Below are 22,321 nucleotides of genomic sequence, written 5' to 3' on the forward strand. Positions count from 1 at the left end.
AAACATACATCTACACTCGGTTGCCTTGTACTACTTTTAAATTGAATCAGCTATAGTCACTATTTATCTCTATAAGAAAATTAAATTGTGAACGAGCTATCTGTATTTTTTGTTTCGTCGATAGAGCTTGTGACCAAAAATGGAATGCAGGCCTCCAAAGCTTGGCAGTCTTGTCCGCGCTGATGGCTAATAAAGTAATCCTGTACCATGCGTGCTTGCTGCTCGATACCATACTTAAGAAAGGGTTTTCCTACCTCAATCACATAATCATAACGACGATCGATAACCGCACCACGTACGACTTTCAATCCATGCTGTAATTGCCATACATGCGTTAGCTCATGTATCAGCCAGCTTTGTTTGCCTAAAGGAGCATCGCTAAAATCTGTAATCCAATCTGCAGGATTAAAGTAAATATTGCCATTAGGGCTAACGGCATAATTTTTTAGCACCCACCAAGCAGTCTTAAGCTGAACGCCATCAAGGTCAATGCTGTCACCGAATACTGAACGTGCTAGCGTCACCTCGCTCACAGTGAGTAAGCGTGATTGCTGCTGTGCACTGCGATATAAATATCGATTCAAAAAACGCTTAAATATCGATCGAGACTTCATCACTGTAATATCCTATGCTTGATAGACCACTTTTAATAAATTATGCTTAGTGAGCCATGCTTATTGATACTGCTCATCGATATGACTGAACCATTAATAGGGATAAAGTCTGAAAACCAAAGTAGTTGGGACATAAGCGATACACTTAGCGAGCTTTCATTAACATAAGATTGCGTTAACCTATCGTGTAGACACATAGCAAATATAGTCGATTCAATTAGCCTTTTTTTATTGCTAAGATCTAATATTCATTTAAGGTCTAATATTCATTAATGCGAAAACCATGCCAAGCAGGTAGAAATGTTTAGCTTCAATAAAAATGATAAATATAGTGTGGTGTGTAGCGGTTTAGATGAACCCATAAAAACTTATCCATAACTGTTGTGACACGCGAATTGATAGCTGTTTAAACTGATAATAGAGAAGCCCTATGCCACCTAGTTTTCATGCTGATACTCCACTTGCTCAGCGCATGCGCCCAAACACGCTCAATGCCATTATCGGTCAAGAGCATTTACTGGCCGCAGGTGCACCGTTACGCCGCTTGGTAGAGCAAGGGCATCTGCCATCTATTATCCTGCACGGTGAAGCAGGTATCGGCAAAACGACTATCGCGATGCTATTAGCAGATGCCGTTGGTCGTCCCTTTCATGCGCTGTCCGCGTTGAATACTGGGGTTAAACAGTTACGCGAAGTCTTAGATAATAAGGATTCACTGACATTTGAATCACCTGTGGTCTTCATTGATGAAATTCATCGATTTAATAAGGCACAGCAGGATGCGCTACTGGGCGCGGTAGAGTCTGGCGATATCACTTTGATTGGTGCCACGACCGAAAACCCCTCATTTAGTGTCAATAATGCGCTACTATCACGTTGCCAAGTGTATCGTCTAGAACCTCTGATACCAGAGCAGATAGGCGCAGTGCTACAACGAGCGCTGTCGGAAGACAATATACTCAATAAATTAACCGTCGACTTGCAAGCAAAAGACATTATCAGCCAACTGGCACATGGTGATGCTAGAAAGGCGCTAAACTTATTAGAGCTTGCCATTCAAACGGCTGACGCTAAGCAATCACCGATTATCGTCGATGATGCATTGGTCGGTCGGGTAGCACAGACTGCACTGATCCGCTACGATAAAGATGGTGAGCAGCATTACGATATCGTCTCAGCAATGATAAAATCAGTGCGTGGCTCCGATCCTGATGCTGCACTATATTGGATGGCTCGGATGCTGGTAGGCGGCGAGCCTGCTGACTTCATTGCACGCCGTTTGGTCATTTTGGCCAGCGAAGATATCGGCAATGCCAACCCTAATGCCTTACTTCTTGCTGATGCAGCACTACGCAGTGTGCAATCCATTGGTATGCCTGAGGCACGTCTAATTTTAGGTCAAGTGGTGGTTTATCTGGCGACCAGTGCCAAAAGTAATAGCACGTATAAAGCGATCAATGCTGCGATGACGTTGGCAGAAAAAGATGCCTCTCCTGTGCCGCTACATCTACGTAATGGCGTGACCAAGCTGATGCGCAGTCAGGGATACGGTCAAGGTTACGCCTACCCGCACGATTATCCCAACCATTATTATCCGCAGTCTTATTTACCAGAAAATTTAATCGGCACACGCTTTTATGAGTTTGCAGACAATCAACGAGAGCAGCATAGCAAACAATTTATGGACTGGCTAAAAACCCAAGCAGCAAGTAATGACTAACCATGCATGACACGGCTCAGTTCATTATCTAATGTACGCTTTAATGCACAAATGATAGCAGTCATTGATAATACTTATGACTATTTTTGACATACTGAACGATATAGTGGGAAGATGACACAGCACATTGCGATGAAAAGCGTTAAAATGACCTCATAATGATATATACAAGCCATTAAGTGCGTCACTTTTTATTGAATGACATTACTGATAGCGCGCTTTGCTTGACCGTAACAGCGCTTTGTATCATCTGCTGCTACAATAGGCAGATAATGCTCTATATTCCAAATCACACCTATCTATAAATAATAAAATATTGAGATTTACTATGAGTTTAAATACGATCCCTGAGATTATCGAAGACATTCGTGCTGGTAAAATGGTCGTCTTGATGGATGATGAAGACCGCGAAAACGAAGGTGATATCATCATGGCAGCGACCCATGTGCGCCCTGAAGATATTAACTTTATGATTACCCATGCGCGTGGCTTAGTCTGTTTGACTATCTCACAAGCTCGTGCGCACCAGCTGTCTTTACCACTGATGTCTGAGCGCAACGAAGCAAAATTCAGCACCAACTTTACCGTATCAATCGAAGCGGCTGAAGGCGTTACAACTGGTATTTCCGCTGCCGATCGCGCCCGTACTATTCAAGCAGCGGTTTCTGCTACTGCTAAAGCTGAAGATATTGTACAGCCTGGCCATATCTTTCCTATCATTGCGCAAGATGGTGGTGTATTGCATCGCGCTGGTCACACAGAAGCAGGTTGTGATTTATCACGCCTAGCAGGCCTTGAGCCAGCATCTGTGCTGGTCGAAATCATCAATGCTGATGGTACGATGGCACGTCGTGATGATCTAGAAATATTTGCTAAAGAGCATGATCTAAAAATAGGTACGATTGCTGATCTTATCAACTATCGTATTGCGAATGAACAGACAGTAGAAGAAGTAGAATCATATCCTTTTGAAACTGAACATGGTACGTTCACCTTGCATCGCTTCCGTGAATTTGGTGCTGATGAGACCCATTTAGCGTTAGTCAAAGGCGATGTCAGCGAAGGCGTTAGTACGGTACGTGTTCATGGCTTCCATCCATTACGTGATTTGTTTGCGGCTAAAAATGACATGACTGGCCGTAGTGGCTGGAGCGTACAAGCCGCATTAAAAGAAATTAGTGCCTCGGATCGCGGTGTATTGGTTTGGATTGGTAGTAACCAACCTGTTGATTTAGGGGATGCGTTAGATAAAGCCGCAGACAATGAATCGCAATCAACGCTCACTCAACAGCCGTATCGTAGCGTTGGTGTTGGCGCACAAATATTACGTCACTTAGGTGTCCGTGATATGCGTTTATTGTCATCACCGATGAAGTTTTATGCGTTATCAGGTTTTGAATTAAACGTGGTCGATTTCGTTCAAGCACCGCAACAAGACTAATATCTGCTTGCACTATTGAGTCAAAAAACAAAGTATAAAAAAGGCACGCTACTCCAATGGTAGCGTGCCTTTTCTATGTTTGATAATTTTACTTACTATTTCAACTCATTCACTTATATAAAATAATTCTTTGAGTTTTAATACTCAGGCGTATGGCCAAATTTTGCCTCTAGTGCTAATAACCGTTCACGCTCCTCGATTGTCCATGGTAATTTATCCTTTCCACTACTATCTAGACGCACCACAACTGCCTCAGCCGTCGCAACGACTGCCTGTTGTGCCGTACTGTAGTAACTGTACTCTATTACGATGCTGGTCCTACCCAAGCGCTGACAACGCACACCCAATAATAAAGTATCTGGATAAATCACAGGACGTAAATACTGACAGCTCGATTGAGCCAATACGGTGATCATGCTGCCATCAAACATCCCTAATGTCTGCAAATACCCAATACGCGCTGATTCAGCATAGCGATAATAAACGACATTGTTTAAATGATTAAAGGCATCCATTTCGCCCCAATGAATAGGCTGATGATGAATCACTGGATAATGAGATAGTTCGTCAGGATTATGGTTTTCTGCGATAGTAGAGGCCAAATGTGCTTCTTGGTTCAAACTGTCCATAATGTCATTTCTCTTATTCTTTGTATTAATAAATTTTTGGCACAATAGGGTCTGTTGAACATTAACGTTTTGGTTGATCCAAAATCTGTGTCGTTAACAACGGTGTTGGTTTTGGTGCATTGGCAATTAATCGATCTAACCAATCTATAACTTCTGGAATATTCGCAGGTGATGATTTGGTCTGTACATTGGTCTCGTTAACCGCTTTTTTTGTACTTGCCGATGTTTGCTTGTCTGAATTTTTTGGCTCTAGATTTTGAGGGACTAAACTCTGCAATTGCTTTCGCGCTTGCGTCAAATAGCTAATAAATTGATCTTGCTCACGCATATTGCTGGCTTGATTTGCTAGATTCAATGTCATGATGACTTCATGAATCACGAGCTGTCTACGTGTTAGACCTGCATTATTATCGGTGGTTTTCGTCGGAGTCGCCGTACTAGTCGCACGCTCATGACTGTGCAAAAAATCTTGAATGTTTTGGATGGCTAAGTTTTGTAGCTGCCAAGGGCTAGGTTGCGAGCTTCTGGCTTGTAGACGCTCAATATCTTTCATCAAGCTTTGTTTGATCACGATAGTTAGCGCTGGCGCAATTTCATTACTACTTTGTGAGAGCTGCCAATGTAATCCTCGCAGCAACTCAATCGCAGCATTATCATTATTATCTGCCAACAACCTATCAGCGGCTTGTATTTGAATACGTAATAAATCTAGCTGGTTTTGAGCTTGACTGCTAACAGTGGCACTAGGCTTTGGTAACGTCTGTTGACTCATCGAAAATAAGCGATCATCCATCTCATTAAGACGACTGGCGATTTGCTCATTGCTTTGCAAACGATCATTGACGTTATTTTGAAAACGCTGTTGACTAATATAAAGCCAAAACAACGCAGCAACCAGCAACAGAATAACGAACCATTGCAGTCGTACCAACAACATATTTGCTTGCCGGCGTTGTTGAACAGCCGAAGGTTCCTTAGGTAACGATTCAGAATTAATTGACATAAGGCAACGCCGTTATTGGTAGATTTAAATATAGTTAGAATAAAGAATGCAAAAAATTAATGTTTAGATCTGATCGCAGCGAGGATAGTTTCTGGCGCCAAGTCTTCTACACGCCAATAATATAGTTGCTGCTCTGCGACCATATTAGCTAAGCGCTCGCCTAGTACCACATACGCAAAATCTGCTAGCTCAAGTGGTGGAAGAACTGTATCAGCAGTTGGTTCTAGGCGCTTCTCTGCCACAGCACTAACAACAGCTTCCCAATGCTCAAAAGCAGCACCACTACTGACCACCACGATTGGCTTTGGCTGCTCTGATAAAGCTACATCCGTCTCAGAACAAGATGTCAGAAAACCTTGTAGCCATTGCTCGTATTGCACGCTTGCCTCTACAGGCATTTTTCGCTCGTACCAAGCAATGCTATCAACATGGACACCACGCGCCTGTAATGCATCGACCAATAATCGCCGACCACCAAGTCCACGCCATACCAGCAGCTTATCACCTGCCTGCAAACTCTCGATCTCAGGCATCGCCAACATACCTTCATTATTGGCAACTTCAGGCTGGCGCACCTGATACTCTAACTCATGAGCAAGTCTATTACTTAAGACAGCCGCCGTCGCCTCACCAACAGCAATGATATGGCTTGGTGCTTTTACAGGTGCATCTACTTGATCATTTTCGTCATCTCGTACTTGATTCTCACGCTTCAGCATTTGCCAGACAGCTAAACCTGCAGCGGCCGCCGTTGGGCTAACGATAACAAGTGCCTTATAAGCCCCTGCTAGCCATTGCTGCATCAATATCATGTCATCATTAGTCGTTGGGCGCGACTGTAGCGCCAACATTGGCATCTCAACCACGCTCAACCCCTCCGCTTGTAAGTGCTGAGTCAGTGGTGCTGACCGCTCTACTGGGCGGGTATTGATGACGACTTGTGGTAGCAACAGATGAGCATCCGTTGCCTGACCTTTATGCACAGATTTGGCGTAAATTGACGATGACATAGATGTACCATGACAAAAGACTGATAAAGTTGGCTTAACCACCCATCAACATCTACAGTGAGGGCGTTATGGCTAAGCTAATAAAGATACTGACGTGTTATTCAGGGTGATAAATCGCTGATAAGATATCACCAGCGCCATCGGCAAGTAGGAGCTTAGCAACATCAATACCAAGTTGATTGGCCTGTATTTCTTGCTCTTCTTGCGTACCGACTAATGTGACACGCTTTTCTGCCTTTAATAACTGGCTACCATCAGCTTGACCTACTCGGCCACGGAGCCACAACACATTACCATTGTCGTTATTACCGTTATCGCCATTATCATCGTTATTGGCATCTGTTTCACTAGCCATTTGCAAGACAGCATAGGCAGCAATCGGCACTTGGCAACCACCCTCTAGATGACGGTTTAGTGCGCGCTCTGCAATAAGACGAATACGTGCTTTATCGTCATTAAGCGGTGCTAGTAGCTTTAATACTTCATCGTCACCTTCACGGCATTCAATTGCTAGCGCACCTTGTCCAACTGCAGGTAAGCAAGCATCAATTTCAAGCTCACCGCGTATACGCTCATCCAGCTCAATGCGCTGCAAGCCACTGGTCGCTAAAATAATCGCATCATACTCGCCCGCGTCTAGCTTACCCAAACGAGTACCAACATTACCGCGCAAAGTCTTGATCTGTAAGTCTGAGCGATAGGCTTTGATCTGACACTGACGGCGCAAGCTGGACGTTCCCACCACCGCACCTTGTGGCAACTCATCAATACTATTATAAGTATTAGAAACAAAAGCATCCGTAGGTGAAGCACGTTTACAATAGACACCTAGCGTCAATCCTTCAGGCAGCTGCATCGGTACATCTTTTAATGAATGGACTGCAATATCCGCTTGCTTGTCATACAACGCTTGCTCAAGCTCTTTGACAAATAATCCTTTGCCACCAATTTTGGCCAACGGTGTGTCTAGTATCTTGTCACCCTTAGTGACAATTTTGAGCAAGTTAATCGTCAATTCAGGATACATTTCTAATAGCCGTGCACGAATATGCTCAGCTTGCCATAGTGCTAAAGGACTCTGACGTGTAGCGATGTTTAAAGTGGTCAATGCAGTTTGCTGCGAATTGCTCATAAAAGGCCTCAATAAGTTCGGTATTATTATGTTGGTGCTGTAATGTTGGGCTGTGCTGTCAGTGCTGCTCGTATCTGTACGGCATAATATCTTTGTAGTATGACACCCGTACTAAACAATGTGGAAACTTGCCTCAGAAAACGAGCGCTATACACCTGTTATAGTGAATACTGACGCAAAAAAATACCCCTATTTAAGCATAAATAAGGGTTTGATGATATGGGATGATTATTTCACTATTAAAACAGTAAGTTACATGTGTTAAGTTACATACTTTGAATTTTGTCACGTAATGCTGGCAAGTGGCGACGACTAACGGCTAGCGTCTCATCAATACCTTTAAAACGTATCTGATACTGCCCTGCATCTAACGTTTCTAAGTAATCCAAAAAGCTGAGATTGATAATTGCGTTACGATGCACGCGAAATAGTCGATCTTCAAACTCTTGCTCAAGTTCTTTTAACGTTTCATCAATGAGTACAATGCCATCTTTATGGCGGACTTTGACGTACTTCTGATCAGCCGTAAAATAGTAAATATCTTTAAGCTTAATGAGCTCAACGCCGCGGTGAGTACGAGCAGCGATATGTTCGCGTACTGGCCGTGCGGTGGGATCTTCTAGCTTACGAATTTCATTCAACTGAGCAGCATTTAGATTTTTAGCTTTATTCAGCGCTTCTACTAGTTCATCTTTATTAGCAGGCTTCAATAAGTAGCCAATCGCATTGGCTTTTAAAGCAGCAATTGCATAATGATCATAAGCCGTGACAAATATAATCGCTGGTGGGTGATCAAGTTGCGAAAGCTCTTGAGCACAGCGTACACCATCCATTTCAGGCATACGGATATCTAACAATATGATATCTGGCTGCTGCGTTTTAACAGCCATAATGGCTTCTTTACCTGTTGTTGCTTGAGCGACCACTTGATGACCTGACTCTTGTACAATTCGGACCAAACGCTCACGCGCTAGCGGTTCATCATCACAAACTACAATACGCATGCAAACTCCCATCCCTGGACAAACTTAATACTTTCAATAGACATTACAAACATACTATCACTCATTACCATTCGCTTAGCATAAAAATATTTAATAAAACCACAAATAAAAAATTCTATAATAACCGATAAATCAGGGCTAATAATAAATTTAATACGAGGCTATTTTTTGTATCTCGTTTTTCATGTTTATTTATTCACCATCAATAATAATGATTCTTAATCACTACTAAATACAAAGTAAAACAATAATATAGATATACGATGCAATATGTATGCCACGGTTATTTATTTATAAGAAAAATAAAAAATAAGTAATGAAAAAATCATCATAGACTGACGTCTTGTAGCGGATAGTCAATAACAGTAATAATTTGGGTGTTGGTCACTGTGCTTTTAATATCAGCACTTTGACCGAAATAGGAACGTAAACGCTCAGCTTGAACATAAAAACTCATGTTTTGGCGTAAATCATGATTAATGATTAAGGTTCTTTTGGGAAGGTCGACACCAATTACAATCATAACCTGATGCTGCTGCCACGTTACTTTAATATTGATACAAATAATTTCAGTGGTCATCTCAACCACATTTAGCAGCATTCGTTCCAATATGCTCTGCAGGGTTAAGGCATTGATAACCATGTCATACATCACATCTTCGTCAGGTAGATCCCATGTCACCTCAAGCTTATCTGCCAAACGGCTAGCTTCAATCGCCAAATAATGCTCACATAGAGCGATCTCTTCTTCGAAGCTAATCTCGCGCGCCCCATTAAAGCTGGCACGGAATAATGCGGAAACGTTCTGTAATAAGGCAGCCGCTCGTGGTGGGTTGGATTCGATAAGGGACACAAGTGTGTTAATGGTATTAAAGAAAAAATGCGGGGAAAGACGCGCTTTGATGATATCGTTTTGGGCACTTAGTTTGTGTTCAAATGATTGCTTAAGTGCATTCATCTCACGATATCGGCGTAAGAAATACAGCAAAAATATCAAGGCAAAACCACCAGCACTCACGGTATCAATTAATATATCTGGAATGAACGTCTGATGATTGTACTCAACCCAACCCATATTAATCATAATAAGACTGATTAGCGTCATTGAAATGGCATAGGTAGTCATTAGTATGCTGACTACATATACCGTGACTTTGGGGATGCTCATACTTTTAAAGATATGGCGCAGATAGTCAATGATATACAGCGATGGCATGATGCTCAAAATATTTTGGAGTAACCTGCTCGAGAGTTGCATCAAAAAATCTGCCCAAGTGGCGATCTCGTAACGATGCGTCACCGTTACGAATATCGACCAAAAAAAGACATACAACAGCCACTGCCAAACTTTCATGACATCCATGAGCTTGGGCATAAAAAACTCTAAGCGCTCCGCTAGCAAGGCTACCTCATCCTTTGCTATACTCGAGTTCTTATTCTCTTGACTTGTCTTGTACCGATATGAACGCCAATTCTTCAAACCTTAGTAATCCCGAATCAAATGTAACTGCATCTGTCTCTGATTCTAGCACAGATGCCTCTACAACAAATAACAGCCCTGCAAGCAGTCAGGGTCAGCAAATGTGGGGCGGTCGCTTTAGTGAAGCAACCGACAGCTTCGTTGCTGCCTTTACCGCATCTGTCGGCTTTGACCAACGTTTTGCACGTCACGATATTCAAGGCTCGATCGCTCATGCGACCATGCTCAAAGAATGTGACATTCTGACTGCTGACGAAGTGGCCACTATCATCGATGGCCTGCAGCAAGTGTTGCGCGAGATTGAAGCCGGTGAATTTAACTGGTCAATCGCGCTCGAAGACGTACACATGAACGTCGAATCACGTCTGACTGACATTATAGGTGCGGTTGGTAAAAAACTACATACTGGTCGTAGCCGTAACGATCAGGTAGCTACCGATATTCGTCTTTGGTTGCGTGAAGAGACGGATAACATCATAGCCCTATTGGTACGTTTGCAAAGTGGCTTGCTGGATTTGGCTGATCAACATACCGATACCATCATGCCAGGCTTTACCCATTTGCAAACGGCACAGCCCGTCAGCTTTGGCCATCACGTGATGGCATGGTTTGAGATGTTGTATCGCGATACTGAACGTTTGGTCGACGCGCGCCGCCGTATTAATCAGATGCCACTTGGTAGTGCGGCTCTAGCTGGTACAACGTTCCCAATCGATCGTACGATTACTGCTGAACTGCTTGGTTTCGAAGGTATCTGCCAGAACTCTTTGGATGCAGTTTCTGATCGTGATTTTGCCATTGAGTTTACCTCTGCCGCGTCTATTCTCATGATGCACATGTCACGCATGAGTGAAGAGATTATTCTTTGGATGTCAGCACAGTTTAACTTCGTGCAGATTCCAGATCGCTTCTGTACTGGCTCATCTATCATGCCGCAGAAGAAAAACCCTGATGTACCTGAATTGGTACGCGGTAAAGCAGCACGTGTCTTTGGTCAACTGATGACCCTGCTTAGCCTGATGAAGAGTCAGCCACTGGCCTATAACAAAGACAATCAAGAAGACAAAGAGCCACTCTTTGATTGCGTCGATACCCTTACCGGCTGTTTATTGGCCTTTGGTGATATGCTACCTAACATCACGCCTAATAAAGAAAACATGCGTGCTGCCACTATGAAAGGCTACGCGACTGCCACTGACCTTGCAGATTATCTGGTACGCCAAGGTGTTGCGTTCCGTGATGCCCATGAAGTGGTTGGTAATGCCGTTGCTTTGGGTATCAAAGAAGGCGTTGATTTGAGTGATTTATCATTGGCACAGCTACAGCAGTTTAGCAATGCTATCGGTGAGGATGTCTTTGATTATCTAACGCTAGAAGGCTCATTAGCAGCCCGTGACCATTTAGGTGGCACTGCACCGAATCAAGTGAAAAAGGCCGTAATCAATGGTCGGGCTCGTTTGAAAGCTTTTGCTTAAAAGCGACTTTATAACCAAGTAGTTTATTAATTTAATAATCGAAAAACACCCGCTACTTAGGCGGGTGTTTTTGTTACCATAAGCAGGTAACGTCATTTAAAATATATTTATAAAGACCCATACATAATAAGGAACGCCTTATGACTGAGACTTTTAATCCTCAAGCCAATACTGTATTTTGCCGTAAATATAAGCAAGATTTGCCAAAGATGCCACACCCGCCTTTTCCTAATAAGAAAGGTCAAGAGCTGCAAGAAACCGTATCTGACAAAGCGTGGAAAGAATGGATCGAACATCAAACCATGCTGATCAACGAAAACCATTTAAGCATGATGGATCCTGCCGCCAAAAAGTTCTTAACCGAACAACGTGATAAGTTTTTAGACAATGAAGACTATGAACGTGCACAGGGTTGGACACCAGAAAGCTAGTCCTTCTTTCTTTTCTTACTTTTTAACAAACATCAAAAAACGCGCTATTTCATATAGCGCGTTTTTTTAACAATCAAATACCAACTTAATAGTTTTTACTATTCATCATTATCTAATGAAGCACTGTCAGAATCTGACACTGTGGCTGATGTGACACTGACTTGGCGCGCCGCCATGCGGTCATTGGCTTCTTGTACGGCTTTTTCGACCAGTGCATAGTCAGAATGACGAACATCTTGACCACTACTATAGTTAATCACCAGCTCGGCGACATTCTGTGCATGATCGCCAATACGCTCAAGTGCACGCAAGACCCACATAATATTGATTACTTTTGAGACATGGCGTGAATCTTCCATAATATAGGTCATTAGTGCGCGAATAGCCGATTGATACTCATCGTTGACCACATTGTCATTACGCATGACCTCAAATGCTTGCTCGGCATTCGACTGACTAAAAGCCTCTAACGCATTATGGAGCATGAGGCGAACTTGATTACTTAGGTGCTGTACTTCTGAGTAGCCGTACGACAATTTACCTTGCGCGGCGATTTTATTTGCCATTTGGGCAATTTTTACGGCTTCATCACCAATACGTTCTAAATCAACCACGCCTTTACTGATGGACATGACCAAACGTAAATCACTGGCGGCAGGCTGGCGTTTTGCGACCAATAACAAAATATGCTCATCCAACTCTACTTCCATTCGATTTATCTCAAAATCTAAATCGATGACCTCTTGTGCCAACGTCTCATTTTTATCGATGAGCGCATGAATGGCTTGGGCCACTTGGTCCGCGGCCCTATCACCCATGTATAGAAACAACCGAATGGCTTCGTCAAGATCTTGGTCAAAACTTTTAGAGATATGCTTATCACTTTGCATAAGAGGTATTCCCTGAAATACATATATTAGTAACGCGATGAGATTTTTAGGTTAAATGAATTAGCTCACAAAACCTTATCAAACGTATCGAGCATTTTTCACTTATTAATGCTCAGTGTTAGCCATAACGACCTGTAATATAGTCTTCTGTCGCTTTTTGAACAGGCTTAGTAAATACTTGATCAGTCTCACCCATCTCAATCATATCGCCTAAATACATATAGACCGTATAGTCTGACACCCGCGCCGCTTGTTGCATGTTGTGAGTGACGATAGCAATGGTATAGTCATTTTTTAGGTCTTCGATCAAATCTTCGATCGCACCCGTCGAGATAGGATCTAACGCGGATGTCGGCTCATCGAGTAGTAATACTTCAGGCTTGGTCGCGACACTTCGTGCGATACATAAGCGCTGCTGCTGTCCGCCTGATAAAGACAATCCAGAAGCCTTTAGTTTGTCTTTTACTTCTGGCCATAATGCAGATTTCTTGAGTGCCCATTCCACGCGATTGTCTAGCTCAGCCTTGCTTAACTTTTCGTAGAGGCGTACACCAAAGGCCACATTGTCATAAATCGACATTGGGAATGGGGTTGGTTTTTGAAAGACCATGCCGACTTGGGCGCGTAGCAAATTCACATCGACGTCTTTACCCAATATATCATTGCCATCAAGGTTGATACTGCCTTCGGCACGCATACCTGGATACAAGTCGTACATACGATTAAAGGTACGTAATAGCGTGGATTTGCCACAACCTGATGGACCAATAAAAGCGGTTACTTTTTTATCAGGGATATCGATATTGATATTTTTTAGTGCTTGGAAATCACCATAATAAAAATTTAAATCACGAATCTGCATTTTTGCCGGCGGCATATTTTGCGGGAGATCATGAAGGGTTTGTTTGGTCAGGCTGGCAATATCGGGTTGCTGCATTTGTGTGCTCGTAGACATGGATCGATTCAATAAATTGCCAGTTGTCGTATTGAATGTATCAACCGTGCTTTTGGTGCGTGTTTTGCTTGCGACATCATTCATAATATTATCCAACCTAGCTTAATTGATTTCGTATAAGTGTGAGTAAATGCTTGGTATCTTGGTATCTTGGTATCTTCGTGCTGTGTCATCTGACATCAGGCTTTATTTGACCTGACCTCTACTACCAATAAATCTCGCCAAAATATTGAGTACCAAGACAGAAGTAGTAATAAGGAGCGCCGCTGCCCACGCTAAAGTATGCCAGTTGTCATAAGGACTCATCGCAAACTGGTAGATCGTATTTGGTAAGTTGGCAAGAGGTTGACCCATATCAGTGCTGAAATACTGGTTGTTCAGCGCGGTAAATAGCAATGGTGCCGTCTCACCTGTGATTCTCGCAAAGGCCAATAACACCCCAGTCGTAAGTCCGGCTCTAGCAGCCTTGATCGTTACTTGCGTCACCATCTTCCACTTGGGTGTGCCCAATGCATAGGCTGCCTCACGAATGCTATTAGGAACCAGATTCAGCATATTCTCAGTCGTACGCACGACCACAGGGATGACAATCAATGCCAATGCCAATGCGCCCGCCCAACCAGAGAAACTTTGACCTTTTACCATGAGCGCATAAATAAACAGACCAATGACAATAGACGGTGCCGATAACAAAATATCATTTAAGAATCGCGTGACTTTACCAAGCATGCTACCTTGAGAAAACTCAGATAAATAAATACCTGTCATCAGTCCGATAGGTGCCCCGATAAACAATCCTGAAAACGCTAACATGACTGAACCGACAATCGCGTTGCGTAACCCGCCAGCACTCATCGGTGGCGGTGTATCAGCAGTAAAGATAGGCAGTTGCACTATGCCCTGAAAGCCTTCCACTAAAAGCGTAAGCAAAATCCAAAACAGCCAAAATAAACCGAAAACCATCGCCGCCATAGCAAACCCTAGACCCACTTTATTGGCCCAGCGGCGCTTATTATATAAGCTTCTGTTATAACGCCCTTCAAAACCTGTGTTCAGCGGTGACGGTGCATTGATTGCGTTGGTAGCATTGTTAGAAGGCATAAAATGTGTTTCCCGTATTTTTATCAATACCAATAACCATCGACACTTAACTGATTGATTCACTCGAACTGACTCAATCAAACTAAGGCAATCTAGCAACTAGCGATTACCTGCTTTTTTATCCATACTCATGAGCATCAGCTTAGCGAGCGATAGCACGATGAAGGTAATGACAAACAAGATTAAGCCCAGATGTAGTAAGGAAGCCAAATGTAGCTCACTCGACGCTTCTGCAAATTCATTCGCCAAGGCTGACGTAATCGTCACGCCTGACGTAAAGAGACTTGGACTGATGTTGAAGGCGTTACCAATCAAGAAAGTGACTGCCATCGTCTCGCCCAATGCACGACCCAATCCCAAAATGACGCCACCTACCACACCTGCTTTGGTATAAGGCAGGATAATCTTGAACATGACTTCCCAAGTGGTCGCACCCATTCCATAAGCCGACTCTTTCAACAGGTCTGGTACAACCGAAAAAACATCACGCATGGTGGCTGCGATAAACGGAATAATCATGATGGCAAGTACAAGGGATGCTGTGAACATACCTAGTCCCATTGGCGCACCTGCAAATAGTTTACCGATGATAGGCAGTGGGCCAATGTGCTCAATGAACCATGGCTGAATGTGATCACCAAAGAAAGGCGCAAAGACAAACAATCCCCACATACCGTAAATGATAGAAGGGATACCAGCCAATAGCTCAATAGCGATACCAAGGGGCTTTTTTAAGAACTTTGGGCACATCTCAGTTAAAAATATGGCAATACCAAAGCTGACTGGAACCGCAATTAAGATAGCAATAAACGATGTCACTAACGTGCCGTAAATAGGCGCTAATGCACCATACTCATTGGCAACTGTATCCCAGTTATTACTGGTATAAAAACCCAAACCAAATGCTTGAATGCTCGGCCATGCGCCGACTATCAATGATACTAAAATACCACCTAAAGACATTAGGACAAGAATGGCAAAAGCTTTGGTTGCATTAACAAACAAAAAATCGTAACGTTTTTGTTTAGCCAATTGGGACCTTAAATCATTCATAAGTGTCTCAGCATTGAATAGGGTTGAGTCAAAATATTAGAAATCTTTATTGGGTTTTATCACAGCAAGCTTAGGCTCAAACTTACTGTGATAAAACCTCTCAAATAACTACCGGAGAATAGTTATTCGAGAGGGTAACTCGTAACGTGCTAAAGCTTATTTAGCAGATACCAGTTACTGAGCTGGCTTGTAGACTGGTTGTCCATCACTGCCTTTTACGTCATTCCATTTGGCTTTGAATAAGGCAACAGCTGTATCAGAGAATGGAACATAATCTAGTGCCATGGCATCATCGTCACCTTGGGTATAGGCCCAATCAAAGAAGTTCAGCACACCAGCCACTTGCTGAGGATTTTCTGGTTGCTTGTGTACTAAGATAAAGGTCGCAGCAGCGATAGGCCATGCTTGCTCAGTCTCAGAGTTAGTGATGACTTTATAAAAGCCTTCTTGCTGTGACCAGTCGATATCACCAGCCGCTGCAAAGGTTTCTGCAGAAGGTTGTACGAAGTTACCCGCAGCATTTTTTAGCGCTGTGTGTGACATTTTGTTTTGCTTGGCATAAGCATACTCAACGTAACCGATAGAATTTTTCATACGGTTTACGTAGCTTGATACGCCTTCGTTACCTTTACCGCCTGCACCAGTAGCAGAGGTTGGCCATTTCACAGTCTTATCAACGCCGACACTGTCTTTCCAGTCCGTTGACACTTTTGCTAAATAATCAGTGAAGTTAAAAGTCGTACCTGAACCGTCTGAGCGGAATACGGTAGTAATAGCAGCATCAGGTAATGTCAAATCTGGGTTCATTGCTTTGATAGCCGGATCATTCCAGTTGCTAATTTTGCCCAAATAGATATCTGCTAATGTTGTACCGTCTAACTGTAATTGACCAGGCTCAACACCGTCGATGTTTACGATAGGTACGACACCACCGATAACGGTTGGAAACTGAATCAAGCCTGCTTCGTCTAACTCTTCAGGCGTCATCGGTGCATCAGAAGCGCCGAAATCGACAGTTTTTGATTGAATCTGTTTGATACCACCAGAAGAACCAATTGATTGATAGTTGACTTGACCACCAGTCGCACCATTATAGTCATAAGACCATTTGGCATAGATAGGCTGCGGGAACGATGCGCCTGCACCTGTGATATTCATTGCGATATTCTCAGCAGATTTAAAACCTGTTGTAGAAGAAGATACTGTCTGAGTGGTTGCCTCAGTGCTGACAGCGCTACTATCAGCAGCTGACTCTGTCGTTTCAGTCGATTTATTACATGCCGTAAGCACTAATGTACAACTAACGGCCACTGCTAATAACGAATAACGCATGTAAGACTCCTAAAGTTTAACAACGATACAAAAAAGCATTGTTTGTGACATGCGTGCTATCTTGACAAGTTTTTATGACAGTTTAATGACAACCTTATGAATCTTTCATTTGCTGTAATAAATGTGCAATTTGAGAAGTCTTAGAAGAATAAAGATGTGCCTACTTATTACAGCGCATTTATTAAGTAGTAGTTAAAGAGCGCTTATCGAAGGGTGCTCATGTTCTGTGCTTATCACAGATTTGAAATCTGCTGTGTAGATGGAACAACTATGACCAAATACCATTAGCCCTCATAGCAGAATTTTGTTAGTATGAAGAAGATTCACAACACTGACAGACTCGGGGTGCGGTGTATTATTGGCTCGCTTTATTAAAGTAGATGCCCTAATACATTCGCTGAGAGATCACCCGCCGAACCTGATGCGGTTAGTACCGACGCAGGGAAGTCTTAAGCACTTTGTTATTTATAGCAAGGGACGTGCAGAAATGCCTTTTTATCTTCATTACTATCTTAGTGTGCGTGATGTACTACTAAATAGTGAAAACTGATACAAAGCTGCGTCCAACGTTTGATGAGTATCACTCACGACTATATCACTCAGTTTTAGTCGCGAATGATGCTCATGAACTGAATTTGCCAAAATTACAAATGCTACCCCCGCAGATACTGGCGGTGTTGATTTTATTCAAAAACCAACACGCTAGGACAGCATATGACTATTTTAGAGACCTCCCCGAACACAAAAGCCGCTCAAACTCATATCCCAGCCAGTGCCTCACTCAATGCGAGTGGCAGCAAAGCGGATAAAAAAGCAGACGCGCTAAAAACCCCTGCCCACCGTGCCGCAAGTGATGCGCGATTCGAAGAAGACGCTCGCGATTTGCACCGTATCTTGCCCGCCTCTCGTAAAGTCTATATCGAAGGTTCAAGACCCGATATTCAAGTGCCGATGCGCGAGATAACGCTTGACCCTACCCCTGTGCAAGGCGTTTCTGAAGGTGAATGGGAGCAGAACCCACCATTTTATGTTTATGACACATCAGGCGTTTATACCGATCCCAACGTCGATATTGATTTGACAAAAGGCTTGCCGAAACTACGTGAAGGCTGGATTGCTGAGCGTGGGGATACCGAACAATTAAGCGGATTGTCTAGTTCATACGGACTGGCACGCGCCCGCGATATCAGTACTGCCAACCTTAGATTCGCTCATATCGATAAGCCACGCCGTGCCAAAGCAGGGCAAAATGTCACGCAAATGCATTATGCTCGTCGCGGTATCATTACCCCAGAAATGGAATATATCGCCATTCGCGAAACGCAAAAACAGCATGCGCTGACCGATATGCGTCAGCACGATGGTGAGAACTTTGGTGCCAATACGCCGACCGTTATCACCCCTGAGTTTGTGCGTAGCGAAGTAGCAGCGGGTCGCGCGATTATTCCAAACAATATTAACCATCCAGAATCTGAACCGATGATTATCGGACGCAATTTTTTGGTGAAAATTAATGCCAATATCGGTAATTCAGCGCTGGGTTCTTCTATTGATGAAGAAGTGTCTAAAATGACATGGGCTACGCGTTGGGGTGCGGATAACATTATGGATTTGTCTACTGGCAATCATATTCACGAAACCCGTGAATGGTTGATTCGTAACTCGCCAGTACCGATTGGCACCGTACCAATTTATCAAGCATTAGAAAAAGTCGATGGAGTGGCAGAAGATCTCACGTGGGAAATCTTCCGTGACACTCTTATTGAGCAAGCAGAACAAGGCGTCGATTACTTCACCATTCACGCAGGTGTGCTGTTGGATTATGTACCGATGACTGCCGGACGACTAACAGGCATTGTGTCTCGCGGCGGCTCTATCATGGCGCAGTGGTGCATGGTGCACCAACAAGAGAGCTTTTTGTACACGCACTTCGAAGACATCTGCGAAATTATGAAAGCCTATGATGTCGCCTTTAGTTTGGGTGATGGTCTGCGCCCTGGTTGCTTGCAAGATGCCAATGACGAAGCGCAATTTAGCGAGCTCAAAACCTTGGGTGAACTGACCAAAGTGGCGTGGGAGCATGATGTGCAAGTGATGGTCGAAGGGCCTGGGCACGTGGCTATGAACCGTATTAAAGAAAATATGGATTTGCAACTTGAGCTGTGTGCTGACGCGCCATTTTATACTTTGGGGCCATTAACGACAGATATCGCGCCGGGCTATGACCATATCACCAGTGCAATCGGGGCTGCGATGATTGGTTGGTTTGGTACAGCGATGCTGTGCTATGTGACGCCAAAAGAACATTTGGGTCTACCGAACAAGAAAGACGTCAAAGATGGCATCATCACTTATAAAATTGCGGCCCATGCTGCTGATTTGGCCAAAGGTCATCCAGGTGCACAATCTCGTGATAATGCGTTATCTAAAGCACGTTTTGAATTCCGCTGGGACGATCAATTTAATCTGGCGCTTGACCCTGACACGGCACGTGAGTTCCATGATGAGACCCTCCCAAAAGACGCGCATAAAGTTGCCCACTTTTGCTCGATGTGTGGCCCTAAATTCTGCTCAATGAAAATCACTCAAAACGTGCGTGAATATGCAGCGGGTTTGGATAAGGCTGCCGCGGATAAAAAGGTAACCCCGCAAACGGGTGATCTGACTGATGCAGGTCATCTGATTAAAGAAGTGGATACTGAGCTGGTTCGTCAAGTTGGCGAGGCCAGTTTGGATGAGATCCATAAAGGTATGACAGAAATGACCGAAAAGTATAATAGTGAAGGACGTCAGTTGTATAAAGAGGTGTAGCGCTTTACTTACTAGAAACTGATTAACTTAAAAAGCTTGAATCCAACCAATGGGTTCAAGCTTTTTTATACCTACTTGTGCGGATAGTAGAAAATTCGTTTCAAATAAGAATCGCATAACTTCATAATGATTAGATAAAAAGGCAAAGCCAGTGGATAGCCGAAGACGACAATCAAAAATATATAACCATGATACCTGCTAGCATTCTCGCCTAGTAACCAGTCTATAAGGTAAATTTTATAGAAAACTATCATCAATGCTATAAAAGGTACAATTAATACTCCCAACCAAAGAATTGTTTTCGCTTTTTTAGAACGCCTTTCGTGACTCCAACGCAACGATCTATAATGAATAAAACCAAATAACATTATCGATACTAAGAACACTACTCTTCCATCTAAATCAATTAACCATTGCGCCAAAGAACTTGGTGGCTGTTGATAAGATATTTCTAGAACATCCTTAGGAATATGATCAAAGAACCACTTCGAATCAACTTGTATCGCTCCACTTAACGGCTTCCCAAGATTAGTCTTCAAGTATTGCGACTCGTCAGCAATCTTTAGATTAACGGTCAGGTCACCAAAGCTTTTCCAAGTTTTGGCAGGTTTCAATGAATAGCTATAGATATACTGATTGGTCCAATTACTACGGTCTATTGTAGGATAAGCAGAATAGTCAACAGTAATAACATGGTTACCTTTACTTAAGTCTATTTCAAAGTATTTAGCATTACTATTAAACGGTATAGCCGTATCCGTTTCAGCATCATAATAGGAAGGCAGTGCTGTTGAACCACTTTCATAATCGTAATTTTTCAGCACTGGTACAGTTTGACCATCTACTTTAATGACAAAGCTTTCGTATGAATCATCGCTCATATATTCTTCGAACACTTCAAAAATCAGCGGTATTCGTTCTTCTGCTTTATCGCTATAAATCTCGTAAGCAATATCATAATCAGCTTTATGAAAACCCTTACTGATATTGATATCTATAGTTTCAGAGAGAATATCAATATCTGTGCTCGAATATGCCGTGCTTGCAAAGGTACCATCATCGATGGGTGATGCCATATTAGCATAGCTAAACATGCTCGCACTTAGCAATAACAACCCTATGATAGTAAATCGAAACACAATATCTCCAAGCCTTATTAAAAATAAACACAAGTTTACTTTTTATTGATAATAAAAACTATAAAAAAATCCCAGCAAACATAACATTTACTGGGATTATAAATTCGCTTTCAATCTTTAACTTTAAACCTTCGACGCCTCATAAATCTCTTTGATTGACGCATCAATGACACTGGTGAATTCTTCATCGCTTTGCTGCTTACTCAAGCCTTCAGTAAAGGCTCGCGAGAAACTGGCAATCATACCGGGGTTTTGCTTAAGCTTATCACAAGCATCACTACGGCTATAACCGCCAGACAACGCCACAACTTTTAATACTTTTGGATGATCGATCAGCTCTTGATAGAAACCTGATTCCTCTGGCAATGTCAGTTTTAGCATGACTTGCTGCTCATCGTTCAAACGCTCCAGATTATGCAAAATACTGGTCTTCAATATAACTTCGCATTCATGCTTTTTGCTACTATTAATATCTACTTCAGGCTCAACAATTGGCATCAAGCCTTTTGAAATAATTTGCTTTGCGACATCAAACTGCTGCTGTACAACCAGTTCAATACCATCGACATTTGGCTCATAGATGACTGAGCGCATCTTAGTACCAAATACGGGATAATTTTTTGCTTTGTCTAATAATAGGTCTAAGTTCGGCATTGGCTTCATAACTTGCACGCCATTCATTTGCTCAGCCAGACCTTTATCTACCTTCAAAAATGGCACAATACTCTTATCTTCCCACAGATAGTTGGCCGTTGATTTGCCCTTAACCTCACGCTCCATGGTATCTTCGAATAAAATCGCGCCAAGTACACGCTCATTATCAAAAGCGGTGCAAGTCATCATACGAGCACGCATCTCATGTACTAAGTCGAACATGGCTTCGTCATTATCATAATCATCACTTGTGACACCATAGTTTTCTAGCGCCTTCGGTGTGCTACCGCCACTTTGGTCAAGTGCTGCGATGAAACCTGAACTGGTTTTTATACGTTGTAATTGTTTTTCGTATTCCATTAAGAGTGCATCCTATTTTTATTGATTGAGGTCAAGTGTCACAAAACCAACTGCTTTTTGTCAACTTATATCAGCCTTGCTGTTTGT

General features: G+C 42.9%; 19 protein-coding genes and 1 riboswitch. Of the genes, 5 read left to right on the plus strand and 14 right to left on the minus strand.

Translation table 11 applies throughout. The features are described 5' to 3' along the window. Positions 1 to 80: 80 nt before the first annotated feature. Positions 81 to 614 carry a type IV secretion protein Rhs gene (locus tag DFP82_RS01970; RefSeq protein ID WP_110922037.1) on the minus strand — a complete coding sequence of 178 codons (534 nt, stop codon included), beginning with the start codon at positions 612 to 614 and terminating at the stop codon, positions 81 to 83. Positions 615 to 1,044: 430 nt separating this feature from the next. Between DFP82_RS01970 and DFP82_RS01975 the strand changes: the two genes are divergently transcribed. After that, positions 1,045 to 2,334 (plus strand): replication-associated recombination protein A, encoded by a 1,290-nt coding sequence (locus DFP82_RS01975; RefSeq protein ID WP_110922038.1) that lies wholly within the window; start codon positions 1,045 to 1,047, stop codon positions 2,332 to 2,334. Between the two features lie 328 nt (positions 2,335 to 2,662). Beyond that, entirely contained in the window at positions 2,663 to 3,775 is a 1,113-nt protein-coding gene (gene ribBA / locus DFP82_RS01980) for a bifunctional 3,4-dihydroxy-2-butanone-4-phosphate synthase/GTP cyclohydrolase II (RefSeq protein WP_110922039.1), read from the plus strand. A 137-nt stretch (positions 3,776 to 3,912) separates the two neighbouring features. Here the strand turns inward: ribBA and DFP82_RS01985 are convergent, their stop codons facing one another. The 6 genes from DFP82_RS01985 to DFP82_RS02010 form a co-directional block, all read right to left on the minus strand. After that, the gene (locus DFP82_RS01985) at positions 3,913 to 4,404 is read right to left on the minus strand and encodes an acyl-CoA thioesterase (RefSeq protein ID WP_110922040.1); all 492 of its coding nucleotides are present in this window, start codon (positions 4,402 to 4,404) and stop codon (positions 3,913 to 3,915) included. Between the two features lie 61 nt (positions 4,405 to 4,465). Further along, entirely contained in the window at positions 4,466 to 5,407 is a 942-nt protein-coding gene (locus DFP82_RS01990; RefSeq protein ID WP_110922041.1) for a hypothetical protein, read from the minus strand. 56 nt (positions 5,408 to 5,463) lie between these two features. Continuing rightward, positions 5,464 to 6,417 carry a uroporphyrinogen-III synthase gene (locus DFP82_RS01995; protein WP_110922042.1) on the minus strand — a complete coding sequence of 318 codons (954 nt, stop codon included), beginning with the start codon at positions 6,415 to 6,417 and terminating at the stop codon, positions 5,464 to 5,466. A 97-nt stretch (positions 6,418 to 6,514) separates the two neighbouring features. Next, positions 6,515 to 7,549, minus strand: coding sequence for a hydroxymethylbilane synthase (hemC, locus tag DFP82_RS02000; protein WP_110922043.1), 1,035 nt, complete (start codon positions 7,547 to 7,549; stop codon positions 6,515 to 6,517). Positions 7,550 to 7,815: 266 nt separating this feature from the next. After that, positions 7,816 to 8,553, minus strand: a complete 738-nt coding sequence (locus DFP82_RS02005) for a LytR/AlgR family response regulator transcription factor (protein ID WP_110922044.1) — start codon at positions 8,551 to 8,553, stop codon at positions 7,816 to 7,818. Positions 8,554 to 8,881: 328 nt separating this feature from the next. Next, positions 8,882 to 9,928, minus strand: coding sequence for a histidine kinase (locus DFP82_RS02010; protein ID WP_245905596.1), 1,047 nt, complete (start codon positions 9,926 to 9,928; stop codon positions 8,882 to 8,884). A 206-nt stretch (positions 9,929 to 10,134) separates the two neighbouring features. On the opposite strand from DFP82_RS02010, the gene argH reads away from it, so the two are divergent. Continuing rightward, positions 10,135 to 11,508, plus strand: a complete 1,374-nt coding sequence (gene argH / locus DFP82_RS02015; protein ID WP_110922221.1) for an argininosuccinate lyase — start codon at positions 10,135 to 10,137, stop codon at positions 11,506 to 11,508. 140 nt (positions 11,509 to 11,648) lie between these two features. Further along, complete coding sequence (locus tag DFP82_RS02020; protein ID WP_110922046.1) at positions 11,649 to 11,939, plus strand: oxidative damage protection protein; 291 nt, start codon at positions 11,649 to 11,651, stop codon at positions 11,937 to 11,939. A gap of 98 nt (positions 11,940 to 12,037) precedes the next feature. On the opposite strand, the gene phoU is transcribed toward DFP82_RS02020, so the two are convergent. The 5 genes from phoU to pstS form a co-directional block, all read right to left on the minus strand. Next, on the minus strand, positions 12,038 to 12,829 hold the full coding sequence (phoU, locus tag DFP82_RS02025; protein WP_110922047.1) for a phosphate signaling complex protein PhoU: 792 nt from the start codon (positions 12,827 to 12,829) through the stop codon (positions 12,038 to 12,040). A gap of 118 nt (positions 12,830 to 12,947) precedes the next feature. Further along, a complete protein-coding gene (pstB, locus tag DFP82_RS02030) occupies positions 12,948 to 13,706 on the minus strand; it encodes a phosphate ABC transporter ATP-binding protein PstB (RefSeq protein ID WP_220034709.1) in 759 nt (252 codons plus the stop codon). Between the two features lie 264 nt (positions 13,707 to 13,970). Beyond that, the gene (pstA, locus tag DFP82_RS02035) at positions 13,971 to 14,885 is read right to left on the minus strand and encodes a phosphate ABC transporter permease PstA (protein ID WP_110922049.1); all 915 of its coding nucleotides are present in this window, start codon (positions 14,883 to 14,885) and stop codon (positions 13,971 to 13,973) included. A 99-nt stretch (positions 14,886 to 14,984) separates the two neighbouring features. Beyond that, on the minus strand, positions 14,985 to 15,938 hold the full coding sequence (pstC, locus tag DFP82_RS02040; protein ID WP_110922050.1) for a phosphate ABC transporter permease subunit PstC: 954 nt from the start codon (positions 15,936 to 15,938) through the stop codon (positions 14,985 to 14,987). Positions 15,939 to 16,112: 174 nt separating this feature from the next. Continuing rightward, entirely contained in the window at positions 16,113 to 17,270 is a 1,158-nt protein-coding gene (pstS, locus tag DFP82_RS02045; protein ID WP_110922051.1) for a phosphate ABC transporter substrate-binding protein PstS, read from the minus strand. A 331-nt stretch (positions 17,271 to 17,601) separates the two neighbouring features. Further along, positions 17,602 to 17,732, plus strand: a riboswitch (TPP riboswitch). Positions 17,733 to 17,984: 252 nt separating this feature from the next. Here pstS and thiC point away from each other — a divergent pair. After that, the gene (gene thiC / locus DFP82_RS02050; RefSeq protein WP_245905598.1) at positions 17,985 to 20,081 is read left to right on the plus strand and encodes a phosphomethylpyrimidine synthase ThiC; all 2,097 of its coding nucleotides are present in this window, start codon (positions 17,985 to 17,987) and stop codon (positions 20,079 to 20,081) included. Between the two features lie 71 nt (positions 20,082 to 20,152). Here the strand turns inward: thiC and DFP82_RS02055 are convergent, their stop codons facing one another. Together DFP82_RS02055 and DFP82_RS02060 are read right to left on the minus strand one after the other, a co-directional pair. Then, positions 20,153 to 21,157 carry a hypothetical protein gene (locus DFP82_RS02055; RefSeq protein ID WP_146221318.1) on the minus strand — a complete coding sequence of 335 codons (1,005 nt, stop codon included), beginning with the start codon at positions 21,155 to 21,157 and terminating at the stop codon, positions 20,153 to 20,155. 186 nt (positions 21,158 to 21,343) lie between these two features. Continuing rightward, entirely contained in the window at positions 21,344 to 22,234 is an 891-nt protein-coding gene (locus DFP82_RS02060; protein ID WP_110922053.1) for a fructose bisphosphate aldolase, read from the minus strand. Positions 22,235 to 22,321: the final 87 nt, after the last annotated feature.

The sequence above is a fragment of the Psychrobacter fozii genome (assembly GCF_003217155.1).
GTDB lineage: Bacteria > Pseudomonadota > Gammaproteobacteria > Pseudomonadales > Moraxellaceae > Psychrobacter > Psychrobacter fozii.

Excerpts from the sequence above, each read along its gene's own strand:
- DFP82_RS01970 (WP_110922037.1), bottom strand. The coding sequence starts at position 614 with ATGAAGTCTCGATCGATATTTAAGCGTTTTTTGAATCGATATTTATAT.
- DFP82_RS01975 (WP_110922038.1), top strand. The coding sequence starts at position 1,045 with ATGCCACCTAGTTTTCATGCTGATACTCCACTTGCTCAGCGCATGCGC.
- ribBA (WP_110922039.1), top strand. The coding sequence starts at position 2,663 with ATGAGTTTAAATACGATCCCTGAGATTATCGAAGACATTCGTGCTGGT.
- DFP82_RS01985 (WP_110922040.1), bottom strand. The coding sequence starts at position 4,404 with ATGGACAGTTTGAACCAAGAAGCACATTTGGCCTCTACTATCGCAGAA.
- DFP82_RS01990 (WP_110922041.1), bottom strand. The coding sequence starts at position 5,407 with ATGTCAATTAATTCTGAATCGTTACCTAAGGAACCTTCGGCTGTTCAA.
- DFP82_RS01995 (WP_110922042.1), bottom strand. The coding sequence starts at position 6,417 with ATGTCATCGTCAATTTACGCCAAATCTGTGCATAAAGGTCAGGCAACG.
- hemC (WP_110922043.1), bottom strand. The coding sequence starts at position 7,549 with ATGAGCAATTCGCAGCAAACTGCATTGACCACTTTAAACATCGCTACA.
- DFP82_RS02005 (WP_110922044.1), bottom strand. The coding sequence starts at position 8,553 with ATGCGTATTGTAGTTTGTGATGATGAACCGCTAGCGCGTGAGCGTTTG.
- DFP82_RS02010 (WP_245905596.1), bottom strand. The coding sequence starts at position 9,928 with ATGCCCAAGCTCATGGATGTCATGAAAGTTTGGCAGTGGCTGTTGTAT.
- argH (WP_110922221.1), top strand. The coding sequence starts at position 10,135 with ATGTGGGGCGGTCGCTTTAGTGAAGCAACCGACAGCTTCGTTGCTGCC.
- DFP82_RS02020 (WP_110922046.1), top strand. The coding sequence starts at position 11,649 with ATGACTGAGACTTTTAATCCTCAAGCCAATACTGTATTTTGCCGTAAA.
- phoU (WP_110922047.1), bottom strand. The coding sequence starts at position 12,829 with ATGCAAAGTGATAAGCATATCTCTAAAAGTTTTGACCAAGATCTTGAC.
- pstB (WP_220034709.1), bottom strand. The coding sequence starts at position 13,706 with ATGCCGCCGGCAAAAATGCAGATTCGTGATTTAAATTTTTATTATGGT.
- pstA (WP_110922049.1), bottom strand. The coding sequence starts at position 14,885 with ATGCCTTCTAACAATGCTACCAACGCAATCAATGCACCGTCACCGCTG.
- pstC (WP_110922050.1), bottom strand. The coding sequence starts at position 15,938 with ATGAATGATTTAAGGTCCCAATTGGCTAAACAAAAACGTTACGATTTT.
- pstS (WP_110922051.1), bottom strand. The coding sequence starts at position 17,270 with ATGCGTTATTCGTTATTAGCAGTGGCCGTTAGTTGTACATTAGTGCTT.
- thiC (WP_245905598.1), top strand. The coding sequence starts at position 17,985 with ATGACTATTTTAGAGACCTCCCCGAACACAAAAGCCGCTCAAACTCAT.
- DFP82_RS02055 (WP_146221318.1), bottom strand. The coding sequence starts at position 21,157 with ATGGCATCACCCATCGATGATGGTACCTTTGCAAGCACGGCATATTCG.
- DFP82_RS02060 (WP_110922053.1), bottom strand. The coding sequence starts at position 22,234 with ATGGAATACGAAAAACAATTACAACGTATAAAAACCAGTTCAGGTTTC.